This window comes from Candidatus Uhrbacteria bacterium (assembly GCA_016187485.1).
Taxonomy (GTDB): Bacteria; Patescibacteriota; Patescibacteriia; order UBA9934; family UBA10169; genus JACPJO01.
On sequence record JACPJO010000003.1, the window covers coordinates 86,504 to 113,260 of the forward strand.

Consider the following 26,757-nt stretch of genomic DNA (forward strand, 5'->3'; position numbering starts at 1 on the left):
GTACTGGACAACTCCCGCCGGGAGGCCCGATGTGGTACGCTTTGGCCGGTATGCCAAGCCCGTTCGTCCACCTCCATGTGCACAGTCATTACTCTCTTTTGGAGGCTCTTCCGAAAGTGAAGGAACTGGTAAAGTTTTGTGATGCGCAAAACATGGACGCCATGGCGCTTACAGACAATGGGGTACTCTATGGGGCCATTGAGTTTTATCAAAAAATGACAGAGGCCGGGAAGAAGCCCCTTATCGGCATGGACGTCTATCTGGCGCCTTACGGCCGTACACAAAAGCGCGCGCGTATTGATACGCGGCCGTGGCGGCTCGTGCTTCTTGCGGAAAATGAAACAGGGTACCGAAACCTCATGAAACTTTCCTCACAAGGTTTCCTCGAGGGATTTTATTATAAACCACGTCTCGATGACGAGTTGCTTGCGAGCATGAAGGAGGGTCTCATCTGCCTCTCCGGCGGCTATCACAGCGAGCTTGCCACGTTGGCGCGGCAAGGAGCTGATCGTACCAAGCTCCGAGAAGTTGCAGAGCGGTACAGAGACATGTTCGGGCCAGAGCACTTTTATCTTGAACTTGTGGATCGGCCCGAGCTGGCCGAACAGCGCACGGTGAACAGCCTTCTTGTGGAAATAGGGAAGGAGTGTGGGATCCCGCTTGTGGTGACGCGCGACGCCTATTATCTTGCCCGCGGCGACCAAGAGGCTTGGCGCGTGCAATCGTGTATTCAAGGGAGTCGGACACTCGAGGAAGTCGAGCGCGGCACGCAGAATGATTTTGACGCCTCGCTTTCTGATGCAGAGGGGATTGCCGCCCGTTTTGCGGATCTCCCGGAAGCCATTGAAAACACGCGCCGCATCGCCGACCGGTGTAATCTCACGCTTGATCTTGGCAAGTGGAATTTCGCCAACATTGATATTCCTGCAGGGAAGACAGCCATTGAATTTTTGCGCGAACGCGCGTATGCCGAGCTCGCACAAAAAGTTCCTGAAATTACAGAGGAGATGCAAAAGCGTTTGGACTATGAACTCGGCGTCATTGACTTCAAGGCTTTTGCGCCATACTTCTTGATCGTCTCTGACTATATTCAGTATGCGCGGCGCAACGGCATCGTGACCACGACGCGCGGCTCGGCGGCCGGGTCCCTCGTAAGTTACGCCATCGGCATTTCTACCGTAGATCCGCTCCGCTACCGTCTTCCATTTGAGCGCTTTTTGAATCCCGAGCGTCCCTCCGCCCCCGATGTGGACGGAGACTTTGCGGACAACCGGCGTGATGAAATGCTGGCATACGTGACGGAGAAATACGGTGCCGATAAAGTGGCGCAGATTTGTACGTTTGGCACGATGTTGGCGCGCGGAAGTGTCCGCGATGTTGGTCGTGCGCTCGGTTTTTCCTATGGATTTGTAGATGGAGTCGCCAAACTTGTGCCGATGGGAAGCCAGGGATTTCCTATGACGCTTGAGCGCGCGCTTGGAGAAAGCCCGGACTTAAAAAAGCGCTACGACACGGAGCCGGATGTCCGGCGCGTGATTGACGTAGCACGCCGTATTGAGGGCCGGGCGCGGCATGTCTCCATTCACGCCGCCGGCACCGTTATTGCGCCTACCCCTCTTGTAAACTTTACGCCGCTCCAGCGCGATACGCGTGAGGGGAAAGTGATCACGCAGTACGAAATGAAATCTGTCGAAGCCGCCGGGCTTCTCAAGATGGATTTTCTTGGCATCCGCAACCTCTCCATTCTTGGAGATGCGGTCAAGTTGGTGCGCAAGCTTAAGGGAGTCGAGATTGAACTTGAGAAAATTCCTGTGGATGACGGGAAGACTTTTTCCCTATTAGCACGCGGGGAAACGATGGGGCTGTTTCAGTTGAATGGGGATGGCATGACGAAGTATCTCATGGAGCTTAAGCCGGAACGTATTGAAGACATCATGGCGATGGTGGCCTTGTATCGTCCGGGGCCTATTGAATCTATTCCCGAGTACATCCGCCGCAAGCACAATGCGTCTCTTATCCAGTATCTGGATCCGCGCATGGAAAGTATCCTCGATATGTCGTATGGCGTTATTGTCTATCAGGATGACGTGATGCTTATTGCCATTCACCTCGCGGGCTATTCGTGGCTTGAAGCCGACAAATTGCGCAAAGCGATGGGGAAGAAAATTCCCGAAGAGATGGCCAAGCAGAAAGAGAAGCTGCTTGAAGGATTCGTGGCGCATGGACTGTCGGCCAAAAAAGCGCACGAGCTGTGGTTGCTTATTGAGCCGTTTGCGGCATATGGATTCAACAAGGCGCATGCCGCGTCCTACGGGATGGTGGCGTACCAGACAGCGTACATGAAGGCGAATTACCCGGCGGAGTACATGACAGCGCTCATGACGGCAGAGGCTTCCGACTTGGATAAGATCGCCGCGGCTGTTACGGAATGCCGCCGCATGGGCATGGATGTGTTGGGCCCCGATGTGAATATTTCATTTAGAGATTTCACTTACGTGGACGATAAAACAATCCGCTTTGGGCTTTTGGTCGTGAAGAATCTTGGTGTAGAAGTGGTGAATACTATTGTGGAGGAACGAAAGACGCACGGGACGTTTACTGATCTTGCGGATTTTGCCGCTCGTGTGACGCACCGCGCGTTTAATAAAAAATCTCTGGAGGCTCTTATCAAGGCGGGAGCACTAGATGTTTTCGGGGAGCGCCGGCAGATGCTCGAAAACGTGGATCAAATCCTTGCGTACAACAAACATGTTCAAAAAGCGCGTGAACAAAAACAAACGTCGTTCTTTGACCTCTCGCCCTCTGCCACCGGCGAACGTCTCTCCCTCTCGCCTGCTCCTGCGGCAAGCCGTTTTGAACGATTGGCATGGGAGAAAGAACTTCTCGGCTTGTATGTAAGTGCGCATCCGTGGTCGGAAGTCCTCCCACACGTCTCGAAGTATGTTGTGTCGATCGCCGACGCTATAGGGCAGAAGCCGGATACGTTCGCACGCGTAGGGGGGATGCTCTCGGATCTTTCCGTGATTACTACAAAAAAAGGGGACCAGATGGCCTTTGCGCGGCTCGGTGACGGAAGAGCCCAGGCGGAAGTTATTTTCTTCCCGCGTACGTACGCCGAATGCAAGGATCATATAAAAAATGACGCTCCCTGCCTCATCTCCGTCAAAATCTCCAAACGAGAAGAGGAGGAAGTGAAGCTTGTGGCGAACAGTATTATCCCTATTTCGTTTCAAAATATTTCTCCTGTTGCGGACATGCTTCATGATGGTCTCTGGCTTGTGCCGGAAGCAAGCGAGCAGGAGCCAAAAACGGTTTCTCCTGCGGGGACGGGAAGAGCTTCCGTTGCCGTCTTGCCGGTGCAGACTCCCAAAGAGGAACCGGGGCGGCTCAATATCGTTCTGCGCGGGAGGCCGGACCGTGCAGTAATAGGGGAGATCCGCGAGGCGTTGAAGGTGTATCCAGGCAACAAACCCGTCTTTCTTCTGGTCGAATCTATTGGGAGGTTCCGTGAGGTCGAGACGGAGTACCGCGTCTCGCTCGATCCGGCCCTTCTTGAGAACCTGCGGAATATCTTGGGCCCCCAGAATATCGAAGTTGGATAAGCCTCTGGAAATTTGATACTATCCGTCGCATATGAATGTCTATCGCCGCATCGCCTTTGGCTTTGTTTTTATCACGGCCTTCCTGCTTTTGGCTGTCTTGTATGCCTCGCTTGTTTCCGCGACGATCCGTGTGACGCCGACTGAACAACAAATTTCGTCATCCTTTCTTGTGGATGTAAGCAAAAATCCGGTTCGGGAGGATGAACTTCGCGGACGTGTCTTAGCGCGCACAGTGGAGATTTCCGAAAGCTTTGAATTGCCAAAGGAAGAGGGTGCTCTGGCGGAACCTAAAGAGGGAAAAGCATCTGGCATAGTGACCGTTTACAATGATCGCTCTATTGAGCAGACGCTTGTGGCCACGACGCGCTTCCTTTCCGAATCCGGCGTGCTTTTCCGGCTCGAGAAGACGATGACCGTTTCTGGGAAGACGTCAAAGGAAGCACGCATTGTGGCTGACCAGCCGGGTGCCGGCGGAGATGTTGGTCCCAGCAAATTTACTATTCCCGGTCTCTCCGAGTCGCTCCAGGCGGTGATTTACGCAGAAAGCAAAGAGCCCATGACCGGTGGACTTCGATACGTGCGGGTGCTTACAGAGAAAGATTTGGAAAAGGCCGAGGCGGACTTGAAAGCAAAGAGTGTCGAGCGTGTGCGGGAGGAATTGCGCGAGGCAGCCAGCGTATTCGATGGAGAGGCTTTCTTCGTCGAAGTAAAAGAGCGTGCCAGCGATACAGCACCAGGTGCCGAGACGGACCGCTATACGGTGCGGCTTGTCTCTAATATTACCGGAGTGTTTTTTGATGAAGAAAGTCTTTACCGCGAGGCAGAACGTGGACTTTATGATGATGTAGCAAAAGGGTTGCGTCCGGTAGGGGTTTCGGCGGAGGATCTCCGTATCAACGTGGATCGAGCAGATGTCTCTCTGGAAACGGCGACGCTTAAGGTAGAGCTTTCGGGGACCGCGATCCCTTCGGCGGCGCATGAGGCGCTTTCGCGTGGGGTATTTGCGGGGATGACGTCGCAAGAAGTCGTGCAATATTTTGAGGAGAATAACTTGGCGAAAACCGTGGAAGTGGAACTGCGCCCAAGCTGGCGCCGACGTGTGCCACGCGCGCCGAATAAAATTAAAATCATCGTGAACGAACCGTAATGTTTATGGACAAGGAACACTTGGAACATCTGCGTCATTCAACCGCCCACCTGTTAGCCGCAGCGGTCATGGAGTTATATCCCGGCACCAGGCGCACTATCGGCCCCGCGATTGAAGAAGGATTTTATTACGACTTTGAATTTCTCAAACCGATCTCCGAGACCGACCTGCCGGCGATCGAAGAAAAAATGCATGCTATTCTCAAAACATGGGAAGGGTTCGAGCGCCGCAAGGCGACAGCCACGGAAGTGAGAGACTTATTTTGCGATAACCCGTATAAGCTCGAACTTATCGATCAGATCGTGAGTGACAAGCAGCCTATTACGCTCTATCAATCGGGCGATTACATAGATCTCTGCCGCGGGGGACATGTAAAGAATCCGCAGAAGGAGATGGGACATTTCAAACTTCTTTCGCTTGCGGGTGCTTATTGGCGTGGGGATGAGCGCAACCCCATGCTCACACGGATTTATGGCACGGCTTTTCCCACAAAAGGAGATTTGGATGCATATCTTCTGATGATGGAGGAGGCCAAGCAACGTGATCACCGCAAGCTTGGGGTGGAGCTTGATCTATTTACCTTTTCTCCTCTTGTGGGGCCGGGGCTTCCCCTGTTTACTCCGAAAGGAGCAACGATCCGACGCCTTTTGGAGCGGTTTGTGTGGTCACTCATGAAGCCTTTCGGGTACGAACGTGTAGACATTCCGCACATGGCAAAGGCCGAACTCTACAAAACAAGTGGGCATTGGGACAAGTTCTCGGATGACATTTTTCATATCTCGAGTAAAAAAACTAGTGAAGCGTTTGTCATGAAGCCGATGAACTGTCCCCACCACACGCAGATTTATGCAAGCCGTCCGCGGTCGTATCGCGACCTCCCTATTCGGTACTCCGAGGTTACAAAAGTATATCGTGACGAGAACACCGGACAGCTTCAGGGCCTTTCCCGCGTGCGCTCTATTACCCAGGACGACGCGCATGTTTTCTGTACCCCGGACCAGATTCTTGATGAAGCGCGAAACATCTATAAAATTATTCAGGGATTTTATGGGCGGTTTCACATGCCTCTTGAGGCCCACCTCTCCATTTCTGGCCCGGCGGCTCCGGAAAAGTATCTTGGGGCGCGGGAGGTGTGGGAAAGGGCAGAGGGGATATTGCGAGATCTCCTGAAGGAGTTTGGGCTTCCCTACGAGGAAGCTGTCGGAGAGGCGGCATTTTACGGTCCCAAAATTGACTTCATTGCACGCGATGCAATTGGCCGTAAGTGGCAACTGGCGACGATCCAACTTGACTTCAACCAGCCGGAACGCTTTGGGCTTGAGTATACAGACACAGACGGAGAAAAAAAGCGTCCGGTCATGATTCACCGTGCGATCTCCGGCTCCCTTGAGCGCTTTATGGCTATTCTTATCGAGCATTATGCGGGGGCGTTTCCGCTCTGGCTGGCGCCCGTACAGGTGGTGCTTGTGTCCGTGGGGGAAAGGCATGAAGAATTCGTCCGTGCTCTTGCACAGGAGTGGCGCAAAGCGGGTGTTCGAGTGGATATAGATGTAAGCAGCGAAAAAATCGGCGGCAAAGTGCGCAAGGCCGCTATGCAAAAAGTCCCGTGGACGATTGTGGTGGGCGACAAAGAAGTCGCCGGTGGCGACTTCCAGGTCAAAGTGTTTGGTTCGGACAAGCCTCTTGCGATCAGCGCCCAAGAAGCCGTCTCAAAAATCCTTTCCGCACGATCGGTTTAGCCGATGCCTGTGCGGGAATATAGGAAGCATCCGGTAACGCCGGAATGTCCAGATCGCGTGCTTCCGCCTGGCGTTGACGCTTTGCTGCTTCGTTTCCCAAACTGTCCTTTGGCTCTCTGCCCAGAATAATCCGCTTTTCTATATTCGAGGGAGCGAGCCGGTTTTTGTTGAGCTCTATAAGTTTGTCCTTCCAGTAGGCGGACATGGTCTCGCGGATGGCTTCCCGCATGGCCTCCTGTTTTTTTACTGGGGCACGCTCATAGCTCGCCGGCGAGACGCGTTCGTTTCTCCCGAAAAACTTTTTCAATTCTGTAGAGTAACCCTCTTTTTCAAGCGTAAGAAGGACCCACTCAAGGTTTCGTTCGTCTACCCTGTTTTCGGCGAAATCTGATAACAACATCCCCATGCGCTCAAAGGCAGATGGGGTCGCTGGATTAAACCGATAAAGCTCGCGCGGGATGTATTCCCACCCAAGTTCACGGCGCAAGAAGTCCGCTTCGATCGGGATGACGTAGGACTCCAACTCGCGTCGCTCCGCCTCTTCATTTTCGCGTACGCGTTCGCGAGGAAGAACGGGGCTCACACGATCGGCCGGAATATGAGCTTCAAGACTCGGAATCACTTGTGCATCCTGCGTGCCGGATTCTATCTTCTTTATTTCTTTTGGAGCTGCTCCCTTCTTTGTTGTCGGCATTTCCATCGTCGCCTTTCCCCCACTCTTTTCTGCCACGCGTCGCGCGACATCCCGTTGGTACGCCACGCGTTCCCTCTGAATTTTGTCTTTGGGCACACCAGCAAGTTCACGCATGGCGAACGTCATCTCGGCCATCATAGCCGTGTTGGAGGGGAAGTCGCTCAATAGGGCTCCGGGTTTGCTGTCTGCAAACATGCTCTGCGCCTCTTTCAACACCGCCTGCCCCACGTGGGACTCCTTCATCCCGCCTGACGCTGAAAGATTTGCCGCTGCGTAAATGATCTGCGCTAAAACATCGGGGACCCCGCGGTAATCGGCAAGGAAGGATGCCACGCGTTCTTTCTTTTCGTCTGCTTGTTTCAATTCTGTCCTTTTTGGCGGCGCATCCAAGTCATCCTCTTCTTTTTTCGCTCGAGGCGCTTTTCTGGTCGGCTCTTCTTCCTCGCTCCTTGGTCCTACAGGAGCCGTTGGAGAAAGATCGGCTTTTTCTTGTACGGACTCTGCTGTTTTGCGCGCTACTGGTTTTGCCCGGCTCTTTCCGCGAGGGGACTCCGTCTTTCCATCCGTTGACGTGACGATCCGTTCTTTACCTTCCAGCCCTTTAAACAATCCCGCCATTTCTTTTCGCGCCTCTTCTTCGGAGAGGGCATGGGACGCGGGGTCGGCGACGCCGCGATCGAGGTGTCTTTGAGACATACGTCCCACATGGTAGCATGGCGCCGACATTATGTCTCTGCCGAAAATCCTTGTTATTGTGGGCCCTACCGCAAGCGGTAAAACATCCGCGGGAGTTGCAATTGCCAAGACGGTGGGGGGAGATGTGCTTGCCTGCGATTCCCGTACGGTCTATCGGGGGATGGATATCGGGGCGGCAAAACCTGCAGGGAGACCTCTCTTGCTCGAAGATCCACGTTGGCGACCAGAGTTTTTGGGGGAGGGGCGCGGACCTATCGTTGTGGAGGATGTTTTGCACTTTGGCCTTGATCTCGCATCACCACGTGACGAGTACAACGTGTCGGACTTTCAACAGTATGCGTGGGAGGTAATCAAGGATATGCTCCGCCGCCACCGCGTCCCTGTGCTCGTAGGCGGGACAGGGCTATGGGTGGACGCCGTGGTTCGGAATCTCTCTCTCCCAGAGGTTCCCCCTGACCCCGCACTTCGCGCGACGCTTGACATCATGACGCTTGGTGACCTTTTTGCCGACTATAAGCGATTGGATCCGGAAGGGGCAGAGCACGTTGACCGCTTCAATAAACGGCGAGTCATTCGTGCACTCGAGGTGACGATGAAAACTAGCCGGCCGTTTTGGGAGCAACGCAAAGAAGGCCCCAAGCTTTACGAGCCGTTCTGGATCGGGATGGATGTTGAAGAGGAGGAACTCCGCGAGCGCATTTCGTTGCGCGTAGACCAAATGCTTTCGCAAGGGTTGGTGAACGAAGTCCGCGCTCTTTTCGATACCTATGGGAGTTCCGCGTCAGCCATGACGGGGATTGGATACCGCGAGTTGTGCCAATTTTTTGTCGGAGAGATCTCGCTCGAGTCTGCCGTGGAATGCATAAAAAAACACACCTGGACGCTTGCCAAACGGCAGAGGACCTGGTGGAGGGGACGAGGGGAAGTCCACTGGGTGAAAACGGCAGAGGAGGCCGTTACACTTGCGTCGCGCTTCGTTTTGCCTCAAGCTCTACTTTCACGAGATTCATAAGTACGCCCGGGTCAGCGCGTCCTTCCGTTTCCTTCATGACAAGCCCCATGAAAAATTTAAGAAGTTTTTCCTCGCCGGCAAGATAGCGCGTGACCTCCCCCGGATTTTCCTCAATGACGCGGCTCATCGCCGTAGCGAGTGTTCCGGCATCATCCAACTTTCCGAGACCTTCTTCTTCCATAATATGGCTTGGATCTTTACCGGTTTGCGTCATACGCTCCAATACGGTCATGGCGTTGGCGCTTGTAAGTTCTCCTCGTGCCAACAACACAATCAGCTCGGCAAAGTTCTCCGGCGAGATCGGTGTTTTTTCCACCGTGTGCTTTCGCTCATGCAAAAGCCCTACCCATTTGTTGAGGAGCCACGTGCCGACGATTTTTGCCATGCGATTGCGTTCCGCAACTTTCTCCTCCTCACTCTTTGATTGGTACTCTGGCAGGGAGTGTAGCCAGTCATAGATTTCGGAAAATACCTGTTCCACGTAGACGGAGAGTGCACGGCTTTCCACAAGAAGTTTTGCGTCTGGAGCACCGAGGCCGTACTCGGCCATGAAGCGCGCGCGCTTTGCCGCAGGGAGTTCTGGCAAATGTTCCACAACTTCGCTCACGAATTCTTCCAATTCCATTTTAGGCAAATCCGGATCGGGGAAATACCGATATTCTGCTGACCCTTCTTTTGTCCGTTGAAGGACTGTCTTGCCTTTTACGTCGTCCCACCCGCGTGTGGTAGTTTCGAGAGGCGGTGTGTTACTCTCCCAAAGCTCTGTTTGTCGTGCAATTTCAAAATTGAGCGCGCGCTCCACCATGCGAAAGGAATTGAGATTTTTGATTTCCGTCTTCGGATTCAACTCCGCACCAACCACGGAGTCGTTGTCATCGAGAACACGGAGTGACACGTTGGCGTCACAGCGCATGTGTCCCTTTTCCATGTCGGCTTCAGAGATGTCGAGTGAGCGCACAAGGGTGCGAATTTGTTCCAGGTAGGCCTTCGCTTGTGCACTCGACCGCATATCGGGCTTGCTTACGAGCTCAATAAGCGGCACGCCGCTTCGATTGTAGTCCACGAGTGTCTTGCCGCCCGCCTCAACGCCGGCGTGAATGTTTTTGGCCGCGTCTTCTTCCATATGCAAACGCTCGATGCCAACACGCACAGTGGTTTTCTCTTCCGGTACCTCCACGTGGACTTCTCCACCGCTTCCAAGCGGAAGATCGAATTGAGAAATTTGGTAGCCCTTGGGAAGATCCGGATAAAAGTAATGCTTGCGATCAAACTTTGACCGCGAAGCGATACGGCTTGAAAGCGCTGTGGCAAGGCGCATGCCCATAAAGACGGCCTCGCGATTGGGGACGGGAAGCGTTCCTGGGTGCCCAAGACAGATGGGGCAAATCAAGGTATTCGGCGCATCTGTCTCCCCATTGGGGCAACGACAAAACATCTTTGAAGCGGTCTTCAACTGAATATGTACTTCCAGTCCGATGATAGGAACGTAGCGCATACGGCGTGGATCGTACCAGTTCGGGCGCCGAGGCTCAAGTACGCGCCGGCTCTTTGGGCGCACTTTCTCGCAAGTCAAAATAGAGCACCGTCGAGTAGGCGATCACGAGCGGCATGAAGACAATCTCAATAACGTTCACGAGCACCTCAAGCCAGAGCGGGATGTCGGATGGATTTATCAGCACAGAGGGACCTTCGGTGAGGAGGCTCACAATTCCCACAAGCGCGCCGGTAAAAAACAAGTACACAAGTGCCAGAAATCCGTGCCCACCCACCAGACGCCACGCGACGTGCCAGAAACGGCCGCGCACAAGGTTGCGAGACTGTGAGAGGGCAACAAGCCCGTGTTGCTTGTGGAGCACGACTTCCTGCGCGCTAAAGGCATACCAAATCCAGAAGACCAGTCCCGGAATGATGAGGAGCAAAGAGCCTCCGACAACAATGAGACCGTTCACGAGTTGGATGACGACAAAGATCGGTGCCAGCTGCCAGGCTTTTTTCCCGACTAATTCCAACTTCACTTTTTTCTTGCGAAGGATGGCCCAGGTCAAGATCGTAATGGCGATGACGGCCCACAGGATGAGCGCTGTCTGTGCCACGTTCAGCGTCCACTCGATCGGAATCTCCCACGCCGTATCTTGGATACTCGGTTCGAGCAGGATGAGCAGAGCGTAAGGGACAAGCACCCAGGCGGTATAGCCAAGAAACACAGCGCTCTGACCCGTGTAAATCTCCCACGCCGTGCCAAGCAATTGCCCGAGCGGCTTCATACGCGTTTTTCGATGTCTTGAAAGACAACGTAATCGGTGATCATCACAAGGGGGTTAAGGACGATGCTCTGGAGTCCGACAAGCAGACTAAAAACTATGGTGGAGAGTCGGGCATGGAGTTCAATGTTGAGTCCGGACACGGCACCGATGAGTACTTCGCCGAAAATCACCAAGATAAAAAGAGCGGCAGCGAAGATGATGAAGTAGAGGACTTTCGGCAGAACCAGACGGATAAGCGTCTCCCAGAAGCGTCCGGCAACGAGGCGCCGGCTGTGCATGAAAGCGCTCTGTCCCTGCATGTCATTGTAGGCGAGGGAAAGCGGCGCGAAGTAATAACGGATGCCCCAACGCAAGACAAGGTAGGCGCTGGCAAACACACCGAGGATGAGCAAAAGTGTGCCGAGCGAACTCACCGGTGCTCCCAGAGAGGGAAGGAAACTTCCGCCGAAAAGAAACAGGAGTCCGGGGGCTAGCGGCAGAAAGGCAGCGAGCATAAGGACGCTGAAAAGAATCGTAACCCAGGTGAGAGGCCAAAATCGCTTCCACCCCTCGCGGCCGACAGCGGAGAGTTTTGTCGAACCGCCGTGATCTCGTGCGCGCAGGAAACGCGCGGTGGCGGCAAAGATCCAGATATAGAGGATCGGAGCGACAAGAAAGTTATTGAGAATTTGCAAAACCGTGCCGACCGTTTCGGTTGCCGAAAAGGAGGTAAGACTGGCGTAGAGAGAAGCGGCTGGCGGGGAAAAAGAGAGGCCGATGATGGAGGCGATTACGCTTACTAAGAGCCAACCACTGATACTTACAAGTTCGGAAAAATGCGCACGGTAGGTGAGCCAGCTTTTATCAATAACTTGGCCGACGGAAATGGGTTCGCTCATAGAGAGGTAGAAAGGATGGAGGTGATAATTTTTTGTGCCTCGTGTTGAGTTTGGGAGGTATCGGTGTGGCTCGTGTCCAGAAGGGAGATGTGCGCGCCACGGCTTTGCCAAAAGGTCTGAAACCAGGGGGCTCGATAGCGCTCGTCGAGTTTTTGCATGAACGGCAGGACTTCGAAACGAGCATTGTCCTGTTTATGCGTGCGCTCCGCAATGCGCCCTGCGGCCTCGTGTGGGTCAGCGAGGACGACAACAAGGTGCGTAGGGCCGTACTCAAGGGCGAGATGATTGCCGGGGAGGCTGATGATCTCTTCAAGCGAAAGAGGGTCGGGTTCCGTAATCGGCTGGTAGACGATGGAAGAGGCGACCGAGCGGTCTGAGCAGACAACCATACCGCGTTCAAACGCGGGAATCAGCACACGCCGGTAAAGAACAAGGCGATCAAGCGCAAACGCCTCGGCAATCTCTTTCCCGCTGTAAGGCCGGGCATCGCGTTGCACGAACTCCCAACGAATTGCCTCGCCAATCCATGCGGGTGACGGCTCGCGGCTTAACAGAATGTCAAAACCGTCAAGCTCTTCGGGGAGGGGGAGACGATGATGCTTCGCACCGAACGCGACAAGATCAAGCGCACGTTTACTCTGACTCTCTGCCCACGCACGAACCGCATCCACTAAAAAACTTTTTCCTGCAGCCTCGTTACCCTCTATGGCAAGAAACAACCGCTTCATATAATACCAAATTAGCGCCCCGTTGTCCCAAATCCGCCACGGTTTGGCGCCGCAAGATCCTCGACTTCTTCAAATGTTGCGTGCGCCACGGGGACAAATAGCCCTTGCATCACGCGTTCGCTTTTCTCTACGGTATAGGGTTCTGTGCCGATGTTGTATAGATAAGCATGCAGTTGATCATCGGGACCGCAGTAATCAGGGTCAATGACGCCTACGCTGTTGGCAAGTTGGATGCCTTTCTTTGCATTGCTTGAACGGGGGCAAAGGAGCAGAACATACCCCTCTGGGACACAGACGACCAAGCCCGTGGGGAATTTCCTCCGCTCGCCGGGAGCGAGGACGCCGCCTTCGGAGACCGCAATATCAAAACCGCATGCCCCGGCGGTTTTATACGCAGGAGTGGGGATGTCGGGCGAGAGCCGTCTTATCCGCACCGAGAGGCTTGGCATACGGCAGGATTATAGCATGGAGGCGTGTTATACTATCCCCACTATGATGTCATTTGACGACCAGTACCAAGCGGCTATTTCCCGGATTATGCAGGAGGGGGTGGAGGAGTTTCACGAGCGCACGAAGACGACCACACGTTCGCTTCCGGGTTTGACGTTTCAGGTAGATTTAGAAGAAGGATTCCCGCTCCTCACTCTACGCAAGATTCCCCTTAAGCTTTTCATTGCCGAGCAGATATGGTTTCTTACTGGAGAACAGCAGACGGAGGGATTTTTGCGCGAGTTCACAAAAATCTGGGACGACTTCACGGAAGCTGATGGCACGATCTCAAGCGCGTATGGCTATCGTTGGCGGCGCCATTTTGAGCGCGATCAGCTCATAGAGCTTGTGCGTCACTTGGAGGAGGAGCCTACCTCGCGGCAAGGAGTTGTCGTAACGTGGGATCCGAGTGGGGACGGACTTACGGCGCCCAAGAAGAAAAATGTGCCGTGCCCATTTACGTATGTGGTCAATATTATCGGCGGAAGGCTCAATATGCACAATGTGGTGCGCAGCAACGATATGATGCTCGGGGCGCCGCATGATGTGGCGGGTTTTGCGCTTCTTGCGAGCATTTTGGCCCAACGTCTTGCGGTTCGTCCGGGCATCTATACGCACTCCATTTCCCACGCGCATATCTACGGTAACCACTTTGCGCAAGCAGAAGAGGTTACCAACCGGTTTCACGAGCATGCGCCTATCCACCTTGAGCTTCCGTTGAAATCGTTTGAACGAGCTCTCGAGGCGGATAAAAAACTTGTTCAAGATATTTTTGAACTTTTCAAAAAGGAGTACCATCCTCTTGAACCCCTTGCGAAAATGCAAATTGCCCTATGAAGGTTATTCTTCTTGCCGCCATGAGTGCCAATGGATACATTGCCGAGCGAGCCGACCAATCCTCGCTTGATTGGACGAGTAAAGAAGATACAAAGTTTTTTGTGGAGAAGACGAAGGAGATCGGCGCACTCATCATGGGCCGGAGAACCTACGAGACCATTGGACGGCCGCTTCCAGGACGGCTGACTGTTGTCATGTCTCGCACCCCGGCGGATTTTCCCTCACAACCGGACGTGCTTGAGTTCACCACAGCCGAGCCAACGGAGATTCTTCGCAAACTTGAGGAGCGAGGATTTTCGCAAGTGGTCATTGCTGGCGGAGCTTCGGTGTACAGTGCGTTCCTCTCGCTCGGACTCGTGGACGAGTTGTATCTCACCATTGAACCGGTCTTGTTTGGGGCGGGAATTCCTCTTGCTGAGGGGTTTGCGCGGATGAATGTAGAGTTGGTCGGGACAAAACAGCTTGGGAATCGGGCTGTGTTGCTTCATTATAAGAAAATATGAGTGAGCCTCAATATCCTTATCTGCCAGAGGGGAAACAGTTTCTTTTTGCCGGGATAAATGACCTGTCTATGCAGGCGGCGAAAGGGGCGCAGGAAGAGTGTTCCGGCGACCAGATTTATCCTGTGGGGGCTGTTCTTGTGAGGGAGGGGAAAGTTTTGGCGCGAGCCGGAAATGGCTATAACAAGGGAAAAGCGTTCGTGCATATCTGTCCGCGTGTTGTTCGTGAGTGTAAATCCGGCGAGGGGTACGACCTCTGCCACCATCATGATTCGCCTGGGCACGCCGAACAACAAACGATCAAGGCGGCACAAGAGGCAGGAATAGATGTCGCAGGGGCCGATCTCTACATGTATGGACATTGGTGGGCATGCGAGCCGTGTTGGAAAACAATGATGGAGGCAGGGATTCGGCATGTGTATTTGTTGGAGAATGCCCACGAAGAATTTTCCCGCGATCGGGTGTATGCAAAAACTCTTGTTCCGTCCGTGAAGACGGCATATTTAAGTTGCGGTCTTACCTATGCGCCGGCGGAAATCCGAGATTTCTATTCTCAGTTAAAGATCGCCGCGGGTGAAGTGGGTGTGGAGATGTATTGCCCTCACGAACACACAGATCCTCTTAAGGCGACCGTACATTCCCCGAGTGAGATCTACGACGTGGATAAAAAACGTGTTCAAGAGTCGGACGTACTTGTTGCTTATCTTGGGTCACCGTCCTTTGGTGTTGGAGCAGAGATGGAGATGGCGCACAGTGCCGGGAAGCCTGCTGTCATCCTTGTCGAAAAAGGGAAAAAAATCCCGCGCATCATGGCCGGGTATCCCTCTGTTGTGTATCTTGTGGAATTTGAATCTTGGCCGGAGGCCTGCCGGCAACTTAAAAATGTTCTGAAGCAGCTATAACAGTGAGAGGGGCACGCGATAGGTAGACTTCATGTCCTCGAGTTTTCCCTCTACGATCATGCGGCGTTCTTCATCTTTATCGAGTTTGTAGCTTTCATCGGTGTTGCTGTACTTTGCTTGCGTGAGCCCGTGTTTGTTTGCCTCCTCGAGCGTGAGCGGTGAAATGAGCGTCTGAAACATGATCTGGCACACCCGTTCGCCGGGATACACGCGGATGACTTGGTTACCCGCCTCATTTTTCATGGGAAAGATGAGGTTGCCTTTATAGTGCGCGTCAATAATGCCTGAAAGGGAAAGATTGATGCCGCGGCGATTCGTGGAGGTGCGGGGGAAGAGGAGGGCCATAAGGGTAGGGGAGGAAAGCTCCACGCGCTCAAGACTTGTGCCGATGACGAACTCGTTTGGGGTCAATTCAAAATATTGTCCCGGTTCGAGCGTGATCTCCTCGTATTGTTCTTTGTGTACATCGCTCTGGTCGATGGCGGTCTTGATGGCGCGTCGACCGCCCTTTTCCTGGTGCCAGTTGCGGGGGATCAAAAACTTATATCCCAACCGAAGATCTACAGCATGAGGCTGTAGCTGGAACTGGTCAATGGGCGGGCTGAAACGAATAGCTCCGGCACCCATTTCGGCGAGGATTTCTTTGCGGGTGAGAATCATAATGACGAAACAATAACGAAAAGCGCTCTCGATGTCGAGAGCGCTTTTTCTAAACACTCACTTTTATTCCGGGACCCATGCTGGATGTCAGCGTCACGGAGCGGAAGTAGATACCCTTTGCGCTTGCGGGTTTCACTTTACGCAACTGCTCGATGAGCGCGTGGAAGTTCTCGAGGAGCTTTGTCGCATCGAACGAGACTTTTCCGATGATCTGGTGCACGTTGGCGGTGGCATCATTACGGAACGTTACTTTTCCGGCTTTCTGTTCACTTACCATTTTCTTTACATCCGCACCGACGGTGTCGGTCTTGGGGTTTGGCATGACGCCGCGCTGGCCCAAGATTTTCGCAATCTTCGCGATCTTAGGCATCATGCTTGGCGTTGCCACTGCAACATCAAAATCGAATGTTCCTTTTTGGGCGATGATGGCAATGAGTTCCTCGCCGCCGATCACATCAGCTCCCGCGTCTTTTGCCACGGACTCTTTATCTGGTTCTACAAATGCGGCGACGCGCTTTGTCTTTCCCGTGCCGTGCGGCAAGTTCATCGTGCCGCGGATGCTTTGATCCGATTTGCCCGGATCGATGCCCAGGCGTACGTGGACCTCCACGCTGGCATCGAACTTTACGTTCGACGTCTTCTTCACAAGCTCTATCGCCTCGGCAGGCGTGTAGAGTTTTTTGAGATCGAGGCCGGTTGCGGCCGCTTTGTATCGTTTGCTTCGCATAGTTTTTGTGTGGTCAAGCGCCTTTCGGCTCCCACTTCGTTAAGTTATTCTCCAATGTCCACGCCCATTTGCCGCGCGGTGCCGGCAATAATTTTCATTGCTGCTTCTTCATCGTTAGCGTTGAGATCGGGCATTTTCTTCTGCGCGATCTCGCGCAACTGCGCCTTTGTGATCTTACCCACCTTTTCCGTCAACGGTTTTCCAGAACCCTTTGGAATACCCGCTGCCTTTTTGATGAGGTCGGACGCGGGAGCGACTTTTGTGATGAACGTGTAACTCCGATCGTCGAACACGCTGATGACAACAGGCACGACTTCGCCACGGCGGTCCTGAGTGGCTGCGTTGAACTTCTGCACGAAATCAGCGATGTTGAGACCGTGCTGGCCAAGTGCGGGACCTACGGGCGGTGCGGGGGTTGCGGCTCCGCCGTTAATCTGGAGCTTAATTTGCGTAACCAATTTAGCCATAAAGCGTTCTGTTTATAATGGATTTCCCCGGTGGGGACAACCATCGCTTAAGTAAGTGGCCCGAGCTTACCCTATACCTTCTTCACTTGCAAGAAGTCGAGCTCGACCGGGGTTTCGCGACCGAACATGGACACAAGAACCTTAATTTTGCCGCGGCCTTCGTCCACGTCGGCAACCTTACCCTCCATATTCTTAAATGGCCCGTCAGAAATTTGCACGGTATCGCCTTTGCGTACATCGAGTTTGTATTCCGGCTCGTCTACGCCCATACGCTTCTGCAGCGACGTCATTTCTTCTTCCGATATGGGGGTGGGAATGGTGCCGGTGCCGATGAAGCCTGTAACGTTTGGCGTATTGCGTACCACATACCACGAATCATCTGTTACGACCATTTCGACGAGAACGTAGCCCGGAAAGATCTTCTCCTCTACCACGCGGCGTTTGCCGTTTTTGATTTTGATTTTCTTCTCTTTGGGCACGAGGACGTTGAAAATTTTGTCCGACATGTCCATGGAGTCAATACGCTGGTTCAGGTTGTGCGCGACGTTTTCCTCGTAGCCAGAGTAGGTGTGAATGGCGTACCACCGGCGGCCAAGTTGTGCGGTTTGTTTTGCCATATTAAGAGGCGAGGCGGATAAGCTGGGCAAGGCCTTTGCCAAAGACGATATCGAGCAGGAAGAAGAAGACGCCAAGTCCTACGCTCACAGCTACGACGAGGAGTGCATAGGACGTACTCTCGCGGCGGTTGGGCCACGTGACTTTTTCGAGCTCTTCTTTGGACTCGCGTAGATACCGCGTGAGCCGGTTATTGAGAAGTCGTTTTGTCGCATCGGACATATTGGGTATTTAAAAATGCCCCTTCGGGCGATTGGAGACAGGATACACAAACCACTGTACAGCGTCAAGCAAAAAGGAAAAGGCACCCGTACCCTTAGTTCTCTCTTAGAGATCACTAAGAGAGAACGAAGTCATGACTTAGAGAGAATCTGTCACAAAAAGGAAAAGGCGCCCAGTTCGGCGCCTATAAAGGGAGGGGGAGATTCTACCTAGACGACCCGAGAAGCGGAGCGCGAGTCTCTCGATACTTTCTCGTGAATCGCCGGATGAGAGAAGTCGTAGCCCCGTTGAAGGGGTTAATAGCCTGCGTACTCACATACAGACGTGGGTGAGTCAACCTGCCCATCTTGCACCGAGGGAAGGCGAGCCCTATCTGCTCAATGTGTTCGCGTTGGCGGGCGAACAGAAGGAGCGGGGTTCCGTGCGCGATAGACACGCCGATCTCCACAAGGAGGCTCGAATTCGTGGGCTCGAGGTAGAAGGCCACCATGATGTGACTGTGTTTTAGGGCGTCGATGTCTCTGGCGATTGCTTCGGGGCCGGAGGAAAATCGTCCGCGTGCCTGCGTTTCGCGTGCGGCGCAGTAGACGGAGAGCCGGTGCGTCTCAAGGACGTCTACGAGTGCGCAGACCTCGTCTTGGCGTCTCTGCCAGAGGGAATGGGGGATGCTACTCATGGAAAGGCCGATGAACACGTCGTGTCGCATGGTGTGGCCATTTCAGCACAAAAGTTCGTGCGTGGTCAAACCCCCCCATACCAACAATTCTCTCTTAGTGACCACTAAGTCATGACTTAGAGAGAATCTGTAGAGAGAACCTGTCGCGAAAAGGAAAAGGCGCCCAATTCGGCGCCCGCACCCACAGTTCTCTCTTAGAGATCACTAAGAGAGAACGAAGTCATGACGTAGAGAGAAGGGGGAGTCTGCGGTTATCCTAAATGTCCAAATTCTTGACGCTCTTGGCGTGAGTTTGGATGAATTTTTTTCGTGGGGCGACTTCGGAACCCATCAAAATTTCAAAAGCTTCGTCGGCGGCCGAGGCGTCCGCAATAGTGATACGCCGGAGTGTGCGATGTGCCGGATCCATCGTCGTCTCCCATAGTTGGTCAGGATTCATCTCCCCCAACCCTTTGTAGCGCTGGATGTTTACTTTAAGTCCGCCGATGCTCATGGTCTCCCCGGTCCCTTCCGGCGCGCCCGCGTTCTCGTCCCCGCCTTCTTCGGCCCCAGCCCTCTTAGCCTTCTCTTTAGATGCGCCAAGTTCTTCGAGCACACGCGATTTTTCATCATCCGAGTACACGTAACGCGCATTCTTGCCCCAGTTCACCCGGTAGAGCGGTGGCTGCGCCAAGTAAATGTGGGCCTTGTGAATGAGCTCTGGGAAGTAACGGTAGAACAGGGTAAGCAGAAGCGTCTGGATGTGAGCGCCATCCACGTCGGCATCTGTCATAATGACGACGCGATGATAACGCAACTTGCCCACGTCGAATTGCTCGCCGATGTTCGTGCCAAGCGCGATAATGAGAGATTTTATTTCATTGTTCTGCAGCATCTTGTCGAGTCGTGCGCGCTCCACGTTCAAGATTTTTCCACGCAAAGGGAGGACGGCTTGGTTATCACGATTGCGTCCTTGTTTGGCGGAGCCACCAGCCGAGTCACCCTCGACAATAAATAGTTCACACTGTTCGGGATCGCGGTTCGCGCAATCCGCCAGCTTGCCCGGCAGCGTGAGTCCCTCGAGCATGCCTTTGCGCAAAACGGTATCGCGTGCTGCCCGTGCTGCCCGCCGTGCCTCGGCCGCAAGCAGACACTTTTGCAAGATCGCTTCGGCATCACGTGGGTGCTCTTCCAGGTACACGGCAAACGCCTCGGCAAATACAGCTTCCACAGCCGTGCGCGCTTCTGGGTTGCCGAGCTTTCCCTTTGTCTGTCCCTCAAATTGCGGATCCCGCAGCTTCACGCTGATCACCGTTGTAAGCCCTTCGCGCACGTCGTCCCCTGACAGATTGGTGTCCTTCTCTTTCAGGAATCCTTTATTGCGGGCATAGGTGTTAAGCTCGCGCGTGAGCGCCGCGCGAAACCCCACCAGATGCGATCCTCCATCTGGGTTGTAAATATTGTTCGTGAAACAAAAGAGCGATTCGTAGTATTCATCGGTGTATTGCAGAGCTGTCTCTACCTCAATCTCGCTTGCGGCATCTACTTTATGTACGTAAAAAACGTTTTCGTGACGGACCTCCTTGTTGTGATTCAGATGACGCACGAAACTTGCCACTCCGCCCTCAAAGTAAAACGCATACGGTTTAGGCTCGCTCGTGCGTTCGTCCACTACGACAACCTTGATACCCTTCGTGAGGTAACACTGCTGGCGCAGGTGATCAAGGACGGTCTTGACGTCGAACTCCACAGTTTCAAAAATACTTGCATCCGGCTCAAAGATAACTTTTGTACCCGTGCCTCTCGCCTTCTCTACTTTACGCACCTTGTATGTCGGTTTGCCGCACGCATATTCTTGCGCCCACAAAAATCCGTCACGCTTCACTTCGACTTTCAACCATGTGGAAAGCGCGTTTACAACGGAGACACCAACTCCGTGCAAACCGCCGGACACCTTGTACCCGCCGCCGCCGAATTTTCCTCCTGCGTGAAGTTTTGTGAGGACGAGTTCGAGGGCAGACACCTTAAACTGTGCATGAGTCTCTACGGGGATACCGCGACCGTCGTCTTCCACGCTTACGCGATTGTTGGGGAGGAGACTTACCGTAATGACTTTGGCGTGCCCCGCCATGGCTTCATCAAACGAATTGTCCACGACCTCCCATACAAGGTGGTGCAAGCCTGCGGGACCCGTGGAGCCGATGTACATACCCGGGCGTTTGCGCACGGGGTCGAGGCCTTCCAGAACTTGGATTTGTTTCGCGCCGTATTCGGCCGAAGAGGATTTTGCCGCCATAGGAATGGCCGTAGGGTATCACAGGATAAGGTGCCTGAAAAGCCTTTTTCGGATATAATGAAACCGCTATGCAGGATTTTCTTTCGGCCAGCCAAGAGACGCGGCAGACGGAAAAATTTTTGACGCGGGCGGCGTGGTGGGTGGAGCACAAAGAGCGCGCCCGGCGTCTGGGGGTTATCCTTTGGGCAGTCGCAGCAGGAGCGCTTCTCTTTTTTGCGTTATGGGTGTTTGCCGATGCGTTTTTCTTCCGCTACGAAACGGAACGGGCGCTTGTGCGCGGGCTTGCCATCGAGAATCCCAATGATCTTCGTGAGAACGCCCAGGTGTTTGCCGCAAAGCCTATCCGGCCGCTTAGCGAGCCGTTGGTACTTTCCGCGAAGGAAGGTTTTGTGGATCTTCTCTCCTTTGTGGAGAACCCCAACGATCGTTGGTGGGCGCGGGTGGAGTATCAATATGTTTCGGGCGAGACACCGCTTGGCGAACCGCAGTTTGTCAACATCTACCCCAAGGAACAGGCGGCGCTCTTGGCGCTTGCTGTCCCGCATGACCGCACACTTTCTCGCCCCACTCTGCGGACGCGACAGGTTACGTGGCATGCCATTGACCCGCATACCATCCCCGATGTTTCTGCGTGGATGGCGGAGCGCGCGCTTTTTCAGATTACCGACGCCTCCTTTCTCCCCGCCGTCTTTTCGGGCGATGTTCCGGTTGGCCGCTCCCTCTTTACCATAAAAAACGCTGGGGCTTATGGGTATTGGGAGGTGCCTGCCGTCGTGCTGCTGCGCCGAGGCGAGGCTATTGTTGGAGCGACCCACACGGTGTTCGAAAATCTTGAGGCGGGGGAGAGCCGCACGGTTGAGTTGTCGTGGTTTGGGACATACCCGTCGGTGACACGCGTGGATGTTCTCCCGCGTCCCGATCTGTTTACTCCTTCTGCCTATTTACCGCCTTCACTCTCGTCGAACCCCTAAAACATGTTTTCGGGACATGCCTGGCGACAATTTGATTGGTGGATGGTGCTTGCCGTTGTGGCCCTTGTGGCCATCGGATTTGCGGCGATCTATTCTGTTGCTCTGTCTTTGCCGGTAGGGGATCTGCTCTCCGTGAAAAAGCAAGCGATCGCTCTTCTGGTTGGCGCGCTTGCCGGGCTTGGCCTTGCGCTTACGCATGTCCGATGGTTTGAAAGTTTGAGTCTTCACCTCTACGTCCTCGGCGTTGTTCTCCTTGTCCTTGTGCTTTTTTTCGGGGAGACGATTCGCGGCACGACCGGGTGGTTTGTTCTGCCGGGCTTTAACATTCAACCGGTGGAGTTTGCAAAGATCGCGCTCATTCTCGGCCTGGCCCATCGTCTGGCACGACGAAGGTCCGCTGTTCTTGCGTGGCGTGATATTGCGCACACCGGATTGCTTGCTGGCATTCCTGTCGTGCTCGTGTTTCTGCAACCGGACCTCGGTTCTGCTCTGGTGCTTGTGGGCGTCTGGGGCATCTTGCTTCTGTGTTCGCGCATAACTTCTCGACAAGTTCTCGCCCTCGGCGCTCTTTTCCTCGTACTTGGATTGCTCGGTTGGCAGTTTCTCGCGGGCTATCAACAGGAACGTTTGCTGTCATTTCTTCACCCGGCGGCGGACCCACTTGGAGGGGGCTACAATGTGACGCAAGCGATGATTGCTGTGGGGTCCGGCCAGTGGTTTGGTCGTGGGCTTGGATTTGGCTCGCAAAGTCAGCTCCGGTTTATTCCGGAGGCGCATACAGATTTCGTGGCTGCTGTCGTGGCGGAGGAACTTGGGTTTGTGGGCCTTACGCTTTTGTGTGCCGCGTTCGCCCTTCTCTTCTGGCGTTTGCTTCGTTTGGCCTCGCGTGCTCCCGATGATTTTTTGCGCCTCTTCCTTCTTGGAACGACAGCCGTGCTGTTCATCCAATTTTTTGTGAACGTCGGTATGAATCTTGGCTTGCTTCCCGTGACAGGCATTACGCTGCCGTTTGTGAGCTATGGCGGATCCTCTCTTATATTTTTTTTGTGTCTGATCGGGATGGCGCAAAGTACGGCCGCACACCTTTCTCGTACAGGGGGAGGGGAGGGGACGCGACAAGCGTGAATGTGTTACACTCGCTTTATATGAGTGACCGCCCACTGTCCAAAGAGGCCGTGTGTCTTGTCTCCTTTTGCCCTGTGTGTGAACGACGCGACGTGTCTCTTCGCGGCCGCGTGCTTGAAAGCGATGGCGACACTCAGCTTCTGTATGTACATTGTGATTACGGCAAACATGCCATTCTCATGCTCCTCATGACAAACGGGGAAATGGTGAGTTCTGTGGGTGTGGTGACAGATTTGTCTGTGCATGATCTTGGGCGCAAGACGCTTTCTCTGGCTCTCGATGAAGACGAACTTCTTGAGGCCTACCAATTCTTCCAGAATCCCGCGGCACTTTCAGCGCGCCTTGTCCGGTCTGCTTGACAGACTCTTGTGAATACGGCACGATAGCGCGCGATATGGAACGTATTTCTCTTTCTGCACAGAAGCGAAGCATTTTCGGTCGAAAGACTAATGTTTTACGTGAAGCAGGTAAAGTTCCGGCCGTGGTCTATGGTGCGGGAGTGAATCCCGAACCGGTGCTTGTGGATCGCGTCGCCTTCGTGAAGGCTTACGAAAAAGCCGGTACGTCTGGACTTCTGCATCTTGAGGTGGAGGGCGGCACGACGTACCCGGTGCTCATTGCCGAATTTGCTCTGCACCCTGTTTCGGATCGTGTAGATCACGTGGATTTTCACGCTGTAGATTTGACGAAAGAGGTGGAAGCTAAAATCGCGCTTCACTTTGTGGGCGAGGCGCCGGCGGTCAAGGGGCTTGGCGGAACGCTGGTTGCCGAAATGCATGAGCTTCCCGTGCACGCGCTTCCTGCCGCGCTTGTTTCCTCCATTGATGTGGACATTGCAGCGCTTGCTACGTTTACAGATCGCATTCGCGTGAGCGACCTCAAGCTTCCAGAAGGGATCCATGTGGAACCGGAATTGGCTGAATATATTGTTGCGTCCGTGGAAGAGCCTCGAACGGAAGAAGAGTTGGCGGCACTCGATGCAGCAGTGGAAGAAAACGTGGAGTCGGTGGAAGTGGTGGAAAAGAAGAAGAAGGAAGAAGAGGGAGAGGAAGGCGAAGACGGCACCGAAACCGCGAAAGACAAAAAGGCCTAACCATGCCACGGAGGACCGACAACAAAAAAATCATGATGCGTGCCGCGGTCGTTCTTGTTGGACTATCCGCGGCACTTTTTGCTTTTGCTTTCCGTGATTTTTTCCGCGGCGGTCCGGTGAAGGAACAGGCGCCGACGGTTCTGTTCCGCCACCCGCTTGATGGTCTGCCCACAGGGGAAGAAGTGCCCGTGGGGCAGGTGTATGGGGTGGTGATCGAAAATATGGTGGAGGCCTGGCCGCAAGCGGGGCTTGATGGGGCGTCCGTGGTCATAGAAGCGCCGGTTGAAGCGCGCATCCCGCGGTTCCTTGCTTTTTTTCCGGCTGACCGCACTGTAGAGCGCATCGGTCCCGTTCGCTCCGCCCGCCCCTATTTTATAGACTGGAATGCGGAACTAGACGGACTCTTTGCGCACGTGGGGGGGAGCCCAGAGGCGCTTGAGACACTAAAGCGTGATGACACACGCGATCTTGATGAGTTCTCCAACGAGTGGTTTTTCTGGCGCGATGATAACCGCGACGCTCCGCATAACGTCTACACTTCCACCGAAAAACTGGCAGAGGGCCTTGCGCGTTTACGCGAGAGGTTTCCCTTCGGCGCGCCTGCGTGGGACACATGGAAGTTCGGAGAACCGGACGCTGCGGGAGCCCCCGCGGGGCGTGTGCGAGTAGATTTCGGCGCGGAGCCCTATGTGGTGGAATGGGTGTATGATGGGGGGCGTGGCCTTTTCCTGCGTCACCAGAACGGATCCCCGCACGTGATGGAAAACGAGTCAAAGATATTTGCCGCCAACGTTGTTGTAATGGAAACAGATGTGGAAGTCCTCGATGCCATTGGACGCCGCCGCATTCGCACGCGAGGTTCGGGCAATGGACGGCTGTACCAACGTGGACGAGAACAAGACATCCGTTGGGAAAAGCCGGCGCAAAGTGAGCGCCTGCGCTTCTTCATCCCACAACCGGATGGGACGGAACTCGAAGCCGTCATGGCCCCGGGGGCTACGTGGATAGAAATCTTACCAACATCTCTATGAAATTTTCTTTCTTCTTTCTTGTCCTTCTGCTAGCGCTTGCCGGCGGCGCATGGGGGTTAGCAAAGGTACGCAACCTCGAACCGGCTCCCGTTGTGGTTGTGGAAGAACCGGCGGAGGATATAGAAGAGCCTCCAGCGGAGGCACCCATGCGCGTACTTTCGCCAAAGGAACATACCCTTGTGAAAAGTCCTCTTTCGGTGATGGGCGAGGCGCGCGGATTTTGGTTTTTTGAAGCGAGTTTCCCTGTGCGCATAGAAGACGGGGAAGGGAATATGCTTGGAGAGGGAATTGCCACAGCGCAGACGGACTGGATGACCGAAGAATTTGTTCCGTTCTTCGTCACCATCGAATTCGATCCAGGGGAAGCAACAGTGGGCGCGCTTGTCCTTATGCGTGACAATCCTTCCGGCCTTCCTGAAAACGACGCAGAAGTGCGCGTGCCGGTGTTTTTCATCCTGCCGTAGGTTTTAAAGATACGCCCGCACGATGCGGGGACGTTTAGAGAGATCAGGGAGGACGCGGATTTCCGCGGGGGGAAACTGTTCAGAAATAAGAACGGGGACTTTTTCTTCTTGACTCGGATCTATCTCGCACAAAATAGTACAGGACGTGCCAAGAAGGGCGCGCGCCTTACCAAGCTGCCGTGCGAACAGCCAGTACACGTCGAGTCCGTATACGCCCGCCTCAAGAGCCATACGCGGTTCAAAATCTCGGATGTCTTGCTGGACCTCCTCTTCCCACTGCGCGCGAGTAAGATAGGGGAGATTGGCGGTGATGAGTGTGTGCTCCGGGGAGTGTTTGCGCAGCAGGGGGAGGACTGGCTCCAAAAGATTTCCGGTTGTAAAGGTGATTTGGTCCAGGACATGGTGCGTGCGGGCGTTTTCCGTTGCTACCGCGATGGCTTCCGCGCTCAGATCGCTTGCCCAGACTTTTTCGTGCGTCTCTGCCGCCAGCGTGACCGCTATGGCGCCAGACCCCGTGCCGATATCCATGAGCATGATACGCTCGTGGTGTTCTTCGTATAGTCGAATGACGCGGAGCGCTTCTTCTATGAGTGTCTCTGTTTCGGGACGAGGGATTAAAACAGCGGGGGAGACGGCAAAGGCACGATTATAAAAAAACTTCTTTCCGGTAATGTAGGCTACGGGCTCGTGCGCAAGCCGGCGATCCACGCATGCGCGGAAGTTTTGCGCGACTTCTACCGAGGGCGTTTCGTTCAAGTGGGAAAAAAGCTCTGGCTTGCTTACCCCCATGGCGTGCGCCAATAGCACTTCGGCATCGAGAGCGGGGGAAGCCACATCGGAAAACCCGGGGTCTGTGTGCGCCTTGAGCTCCTCCTTCCCCCACGTGAGTAAATCAACCACGCGCATAGAGGAGGCTATTCTTCGCTTTCGCCAGACTCTACGA

General features: G+C 54.1%; 27 protein-coding genes. 13 read left to right on the plus strand and 14 right to left on the minus strand.

What is annotated here, in order from left to right:
* Nucleotides 1-50: 50 nt before the first annotated feature.
* Genes dnaE through thrS form a run of 3 tightly spaced genes read left to right on the plus strand, consistent with a single transcriptional unit; the run spans nucleotide 51 to nucleotide 6,488 of the window.
* Entirely contained in the window at nucleotides 51-3,602 is a 3,552-nt protein-coding gene (gene dnaE / locus HYW18_01305; protein ID MBI2484768.1) for a DNA polymerase III subunit alpha, read from the plus strand.
* Between the two features lie 31 nt (nucleotides 3,603-3,633).
* Nucleotides 3,634-4,749: a hypothetical protein gene (locus HYW18_01310; GenBank protein MBI2484769.1), complete on the plus strand. Its 1,116-nt coding sequence runs from the start codon at nucleotides 3,634-3,636 to the stop codon at nucleotides 4,747-4,749.
* Nucleotides 4,750-4,754: 5 nt separating this feature from the next.
* Nucleotides 4,755-6,488, plus strand: coding sequence for a threonine--tRNA ligase (gene thrS, locus HYW18_01315; GenBank protein MBI2484770.1), 1,734 nt, complete (start codon nucleotides 4,755-4,757; stop codon nucleotides 6,486-6,488).
* On the opposite strand, the gene HYW18_01320 is transcribed toward thrS, so the two are convergent.
* On the minus strand, nucleotides 6,439-7,878 hold the full coding sequence (locus tag HYW18_01320; GenBank protein ID MBI2484771.1) for a hypothetical protein: 1,440 nt from the start codon (nucleotides 7,876-7,878) through the stop codon (nucleotides 6,439-6,441). The two genes, thrS and HYW18_01320, sit on opposite strands and share 50 nt — an antisense overlap.
* Nucleotides 7,879-7,909: 31 nt before the next feature.
* Between HYW18_01320 and miaA the strand changes: the two genes are divergently transcribed.
* On the plus strand, nucleotides 7,910-8,890 hold the full coding sequence (gene miaA / locus HYW18_01325) for a tRNA (adenosine(37)-N6)-dimethylallyltransferase MiaA (GenBank protein ID MBI2484772.1): 981 nt from the start codon (nucleotides 7,910-7,912) through the stop codon (nucleotides 8,888-8,890).
* On the opposite strand, the gene gatB is transcribed toward miaA, so the two are convergent.
* From gatB to dut, 5 genes are read right to left on the minus strand one after another with little or no spacing between them, the layout of a single operon-like run.
* Nucleotides 8,835-10,385, minus strand: coding sequence for an Asp-tRNA(Asn)/Glu-tRNA(Gln) amidotransferase subunit GatB (gatB, locus tag HYW18_01330; protein ID MBI2484773.1), 1,551 nt, complete (start codon nucleotides 10,383-10,385; stop codon nucleotides 8,835-8,837). The two genes, miaA and gatB, sit on opposite strands and share 56 nt — an antisense overlap.
* A gap of 34 nt (nucleotides 10,386-10,419) precedes the next feature.
* Nucleotides 10,420-11,154 (minus strand): hypothetical protein, encoded by a 735-nt coding sequence (locus HYW18_01335; GenBank protein ID MBI2484774.1) that lies wholly within the window; start codon nucleotides 11,152-11,154, stop codon nucleotides 10,420-10,422.
* A complete protein-coding gene (locus tag HYW18_01340) occupies nucleotides 11,151-12,032 on the minus strand; it encodes a hypothetical protein (protein MBI2484775.1) in 882 nt (293 codons plus the stop codon). Before HYW18_01340 ends, HYW18_01335 begins: the two co-directional genes overlap by 4 nt.
* Nucleotides 12,029-12,760 (minus strand): hypothetical protein, encoded by a 732-nt coding sequence (locus HYW18_01345; GenBank protein MBI2484776.1) that lies wholly within the window; start codon nucleotides 12,758-12,760, stop codon nucleotides 12,029-12,031. Before HYW18_01345 ends, HYW18_01340 begins: the two co-directional genes overlap by 4 nt.
* 11 nt (nucleotides 12,761-12,771) lie before the next feature.
* Nucleotides 12,772-13,209 (minus strand): dUTP diphosphatase, encoded by a 438-nt coding sequence (gene dut, locus HYW18_01350; protein MBI2484777.1) that lies wholly within the window; start codon nucleotides 13,207-13,209, stop codon nucleotides 12,772-12,774.
* A 43-nt stretch (nucleotides 13,210-13,252) separates the two neighbouring features.
* On the opposite strand from dut, the gene HYW18_01355 reads away from it, so the two are divergent.
* Genes HYW18_01355 through HYW18_01365 form a run of 3 tightly spaced genes read left to right on the plus strand, consistent with a single transcriptional unit; the run spans nucleotide 13,253 to nucleotide 15,488 of the window.
* The gene (locus HYW18_01355) at nucleotides 13,253-14,086 is read left to right on the plus strand and encodes a thymidylate synthase (protein MBI2484778.1); all 834 of its coding nucleotides are present in this window, start codon (nucleotides 13,253-13,255) and stop codon (nucleotides 14,084-14,086) included.
* Nucleotides 14,083-14,589, plus strand: a complete 507-nt coding sequence (locus HYW18_01360) for a dihydrofolate reductase (protein MBI2484779.1) — start codon at nucleotides 14,083-14,085, stop codon at nucleotides 14,587-14,589. Before HYW18_01355 ends, HYW18_01360 begins: the two co-directional genes overlap by 4 nt.
* Nucleotides 14,586-15,488, plus strand: coding sequence for a hypothetical protein (locus tag HYW18_01365; GenBank protein MBI2484780.1), 903 nt, complete (start codon nucleotides 14,586-14,588; stop codon nucleotides 15,486-15,488). Before HYW18_01360 ends, HYW18_01365 begins: the two co-directional genes overlap by 4 nt.
* Here HYW18_01365 and HYW18_01370 read toward each other — a convergent pair.
* From HYW18_01370 to gyrB, 7 genes are all read right to left on the minus strand, one after another.
* Entirely contained in the window at nucleotides 15,483-16,148 is a 666-nt protein-coding gene (locus tag HYW18_01370) for a 2'-deoxycytidine 5'-triphosphate deaminase (protein MBI2484781.1), read from the minus strand. The two genes, HYW18_01365 and HYW18_01370, sit on opposite strands and share 6 nt — an antisense overlap.
* Before the next feature lie 49 nt (nucleotides 16,149-16,197).
* On the minus strand, nucleotides 16,198-16,875 hold the full coding sequence (locus HYW18_01375) for a 50S ribosomal protein L1 (protein ID MBI2484782.1): 678 nt from the start codon (nucleotides 16,873-16,875) through the stop codon (nucleotides 16,198-16,200).
* Between the two features lie 44 nt (nucleotides 16,876-16,919).
* Nucleotides 16,920-17,342: a 50S ribosomal protein L11 gene (gene rplK, locus HYW18_01380; GenBank protein ID MBI2484783.1), complete on the minus strand. Its 423-nt coding sequence runs from the start codon at nucleotides 17,340-17,342 to the stop codon at nucleotides 16,920-16,922.
* A 71-nt stretch (nucleotides 17,343-17,413) separates the two neighbouring features.
* Nucleotides 17,414-17,959, minus strand: a complete 546-nt coding sequence (gene nusG / locus HYW18_01385; protein MBI2484784.1) for a transcription termination/antitermination protein NusG — start codon at nucleotides 17,957-17,959, stop codon at nucleotides 17,414-17,416.
* A 1-nt stretch (nucleotide 17,960) separates the two neighbouring features.
* Complete coding sequence (gene secE, locus HYW18_01390; GenBank protein ID MBI2484785.1) at nucleotides 17,961-18,179, minus strand: preprotein translocase subunit SecE; 219 nt, start codon at nucleotides 18,177-18,179, stop codon at nucleotides 17,961-17,963.
* Between the two features lie 205 nt (nucleotides 18,180-18,384).
* Nucleotides 18,385-18,885, minus strand: coding sequence for a hypothetical protein (locus tag HYW18_01395; protein ID MBI2484786.1), 501 nt, complete (start codon nucleotides 18,883-18,885; stop codon nucleotides 18,385-18,387).
* A gap of 226 nt (nucleotides 18,886-19,111) precedes the next feature.
* Nucleotides 19,112-21,130, minus strand: a complete 2,019-nt coding sequence (gene gyrB, locus HYW18_01400) for a DNA topoisomerase (ATP-hydrolyzing) subunit B (GenBank protein ID MBI2484787.1) — start codon at nucleotides 21,128-21,130, stop codon at nucleotides 19,112-19,114.
* Nucleotides 21,131-21,198: 68 nt separating this feature from the next.
* On the opposite strand from gyrB, the gene HYW18_01405 reads away from it, so the two are divergent.
* From HYW18_01405 to HYW18_01430, 6 genes are read left to right on the plus strand one after another with little or no spacing between them, the layout of a single operon-like run.
* A complete protein-coding gene (locus HYW18_01405) occupies nucleotides 21,199-22,101 on the plus strand; it encodes a hypothetical protein (GenBank protein MBI2484788.1) in 903 nt (300 codons plus the stop codon).
* Between the two features lie 3 nt (nucleotides 22,102-22,104).
* Complete coding sequence (locus tag HYW18_01410; protein MBI2484789.1) at nucleotides 22,105-23,226, plus strand: rod shape-determining protein RodA; 1,122 nt, start codon at nucleotides 22,105-22,107, stop codon at nucleotides 23,224-23,226.
* A gap of 20 nt (nucleotides 23,227-23,246) precedes the next feature.
* The gene (locus HYW18_01415; GenBank protein MBI2484790.1) at nucleotides 23,247-23,585 is read left to right on the plus strand and encodes a hypothetical protein; all 339 of its coding nucleotides are present in this window, start codon (nucleotides 23,247-23,249) and stop codon (nucleotides 23,583-23,585) included.
* A gap of 35 nt (nucleotides 23,586-23,620) precedes the next feature.
* A complete protein-coding gene (locus tag HYW18_01420; protein MBI2484791.1) occupies nucleotides 23,621-24,319 on the plus strand; it encodes a 50S ribosomal protein L25 in 699 nt (232 codons plus the stop codon).
* A gap of 2 nt (nucleotides 24,320-24,321) precedes the next feature.
* On the plus strand, nucleotides 24,322-25,350 hold the full coding sequence (locus tag HYW18_01425; GenBank protein MBI2484792.1) for a DUF3048 domain-containing protein: 1,029 nt from the start codon (nucleotides 24,322-24,324) through the stop codon (nucleotides 25,348-25,350).
* Complete coding sequence (locus HYW18_01430) at nucleotides 25,347-25,814, plus strand: hypothetical protein (protein ID MBI2484793.1); 468 nt, start codon at nucleotides 25,347-25,349, stop codon at nucleotides 25,812-25,814. Before HYW18_01425 ends, HYW18_01430 begins: the two co-directional genes overlap by 4 nt.
* 3 nt (nucleotides 25,815-25,817) lie before the next feature.
* Here HYW18_01430 and prmC read toward each other — a convergent pair whose 3' ends face one another.
* Entirely contained in the window at nucleotides 25,818-26,720 is a 903-nt protein-coding gene (prmC, locus tag HYW18_01435; GenBank protein ID MBI2484794.1) for a peptide chain release factor N(5)-glutamine methyltransferase, read from the minus strand.
* Nucleotides 26,721-26,757: the final 37 nt, after the last annotated feature.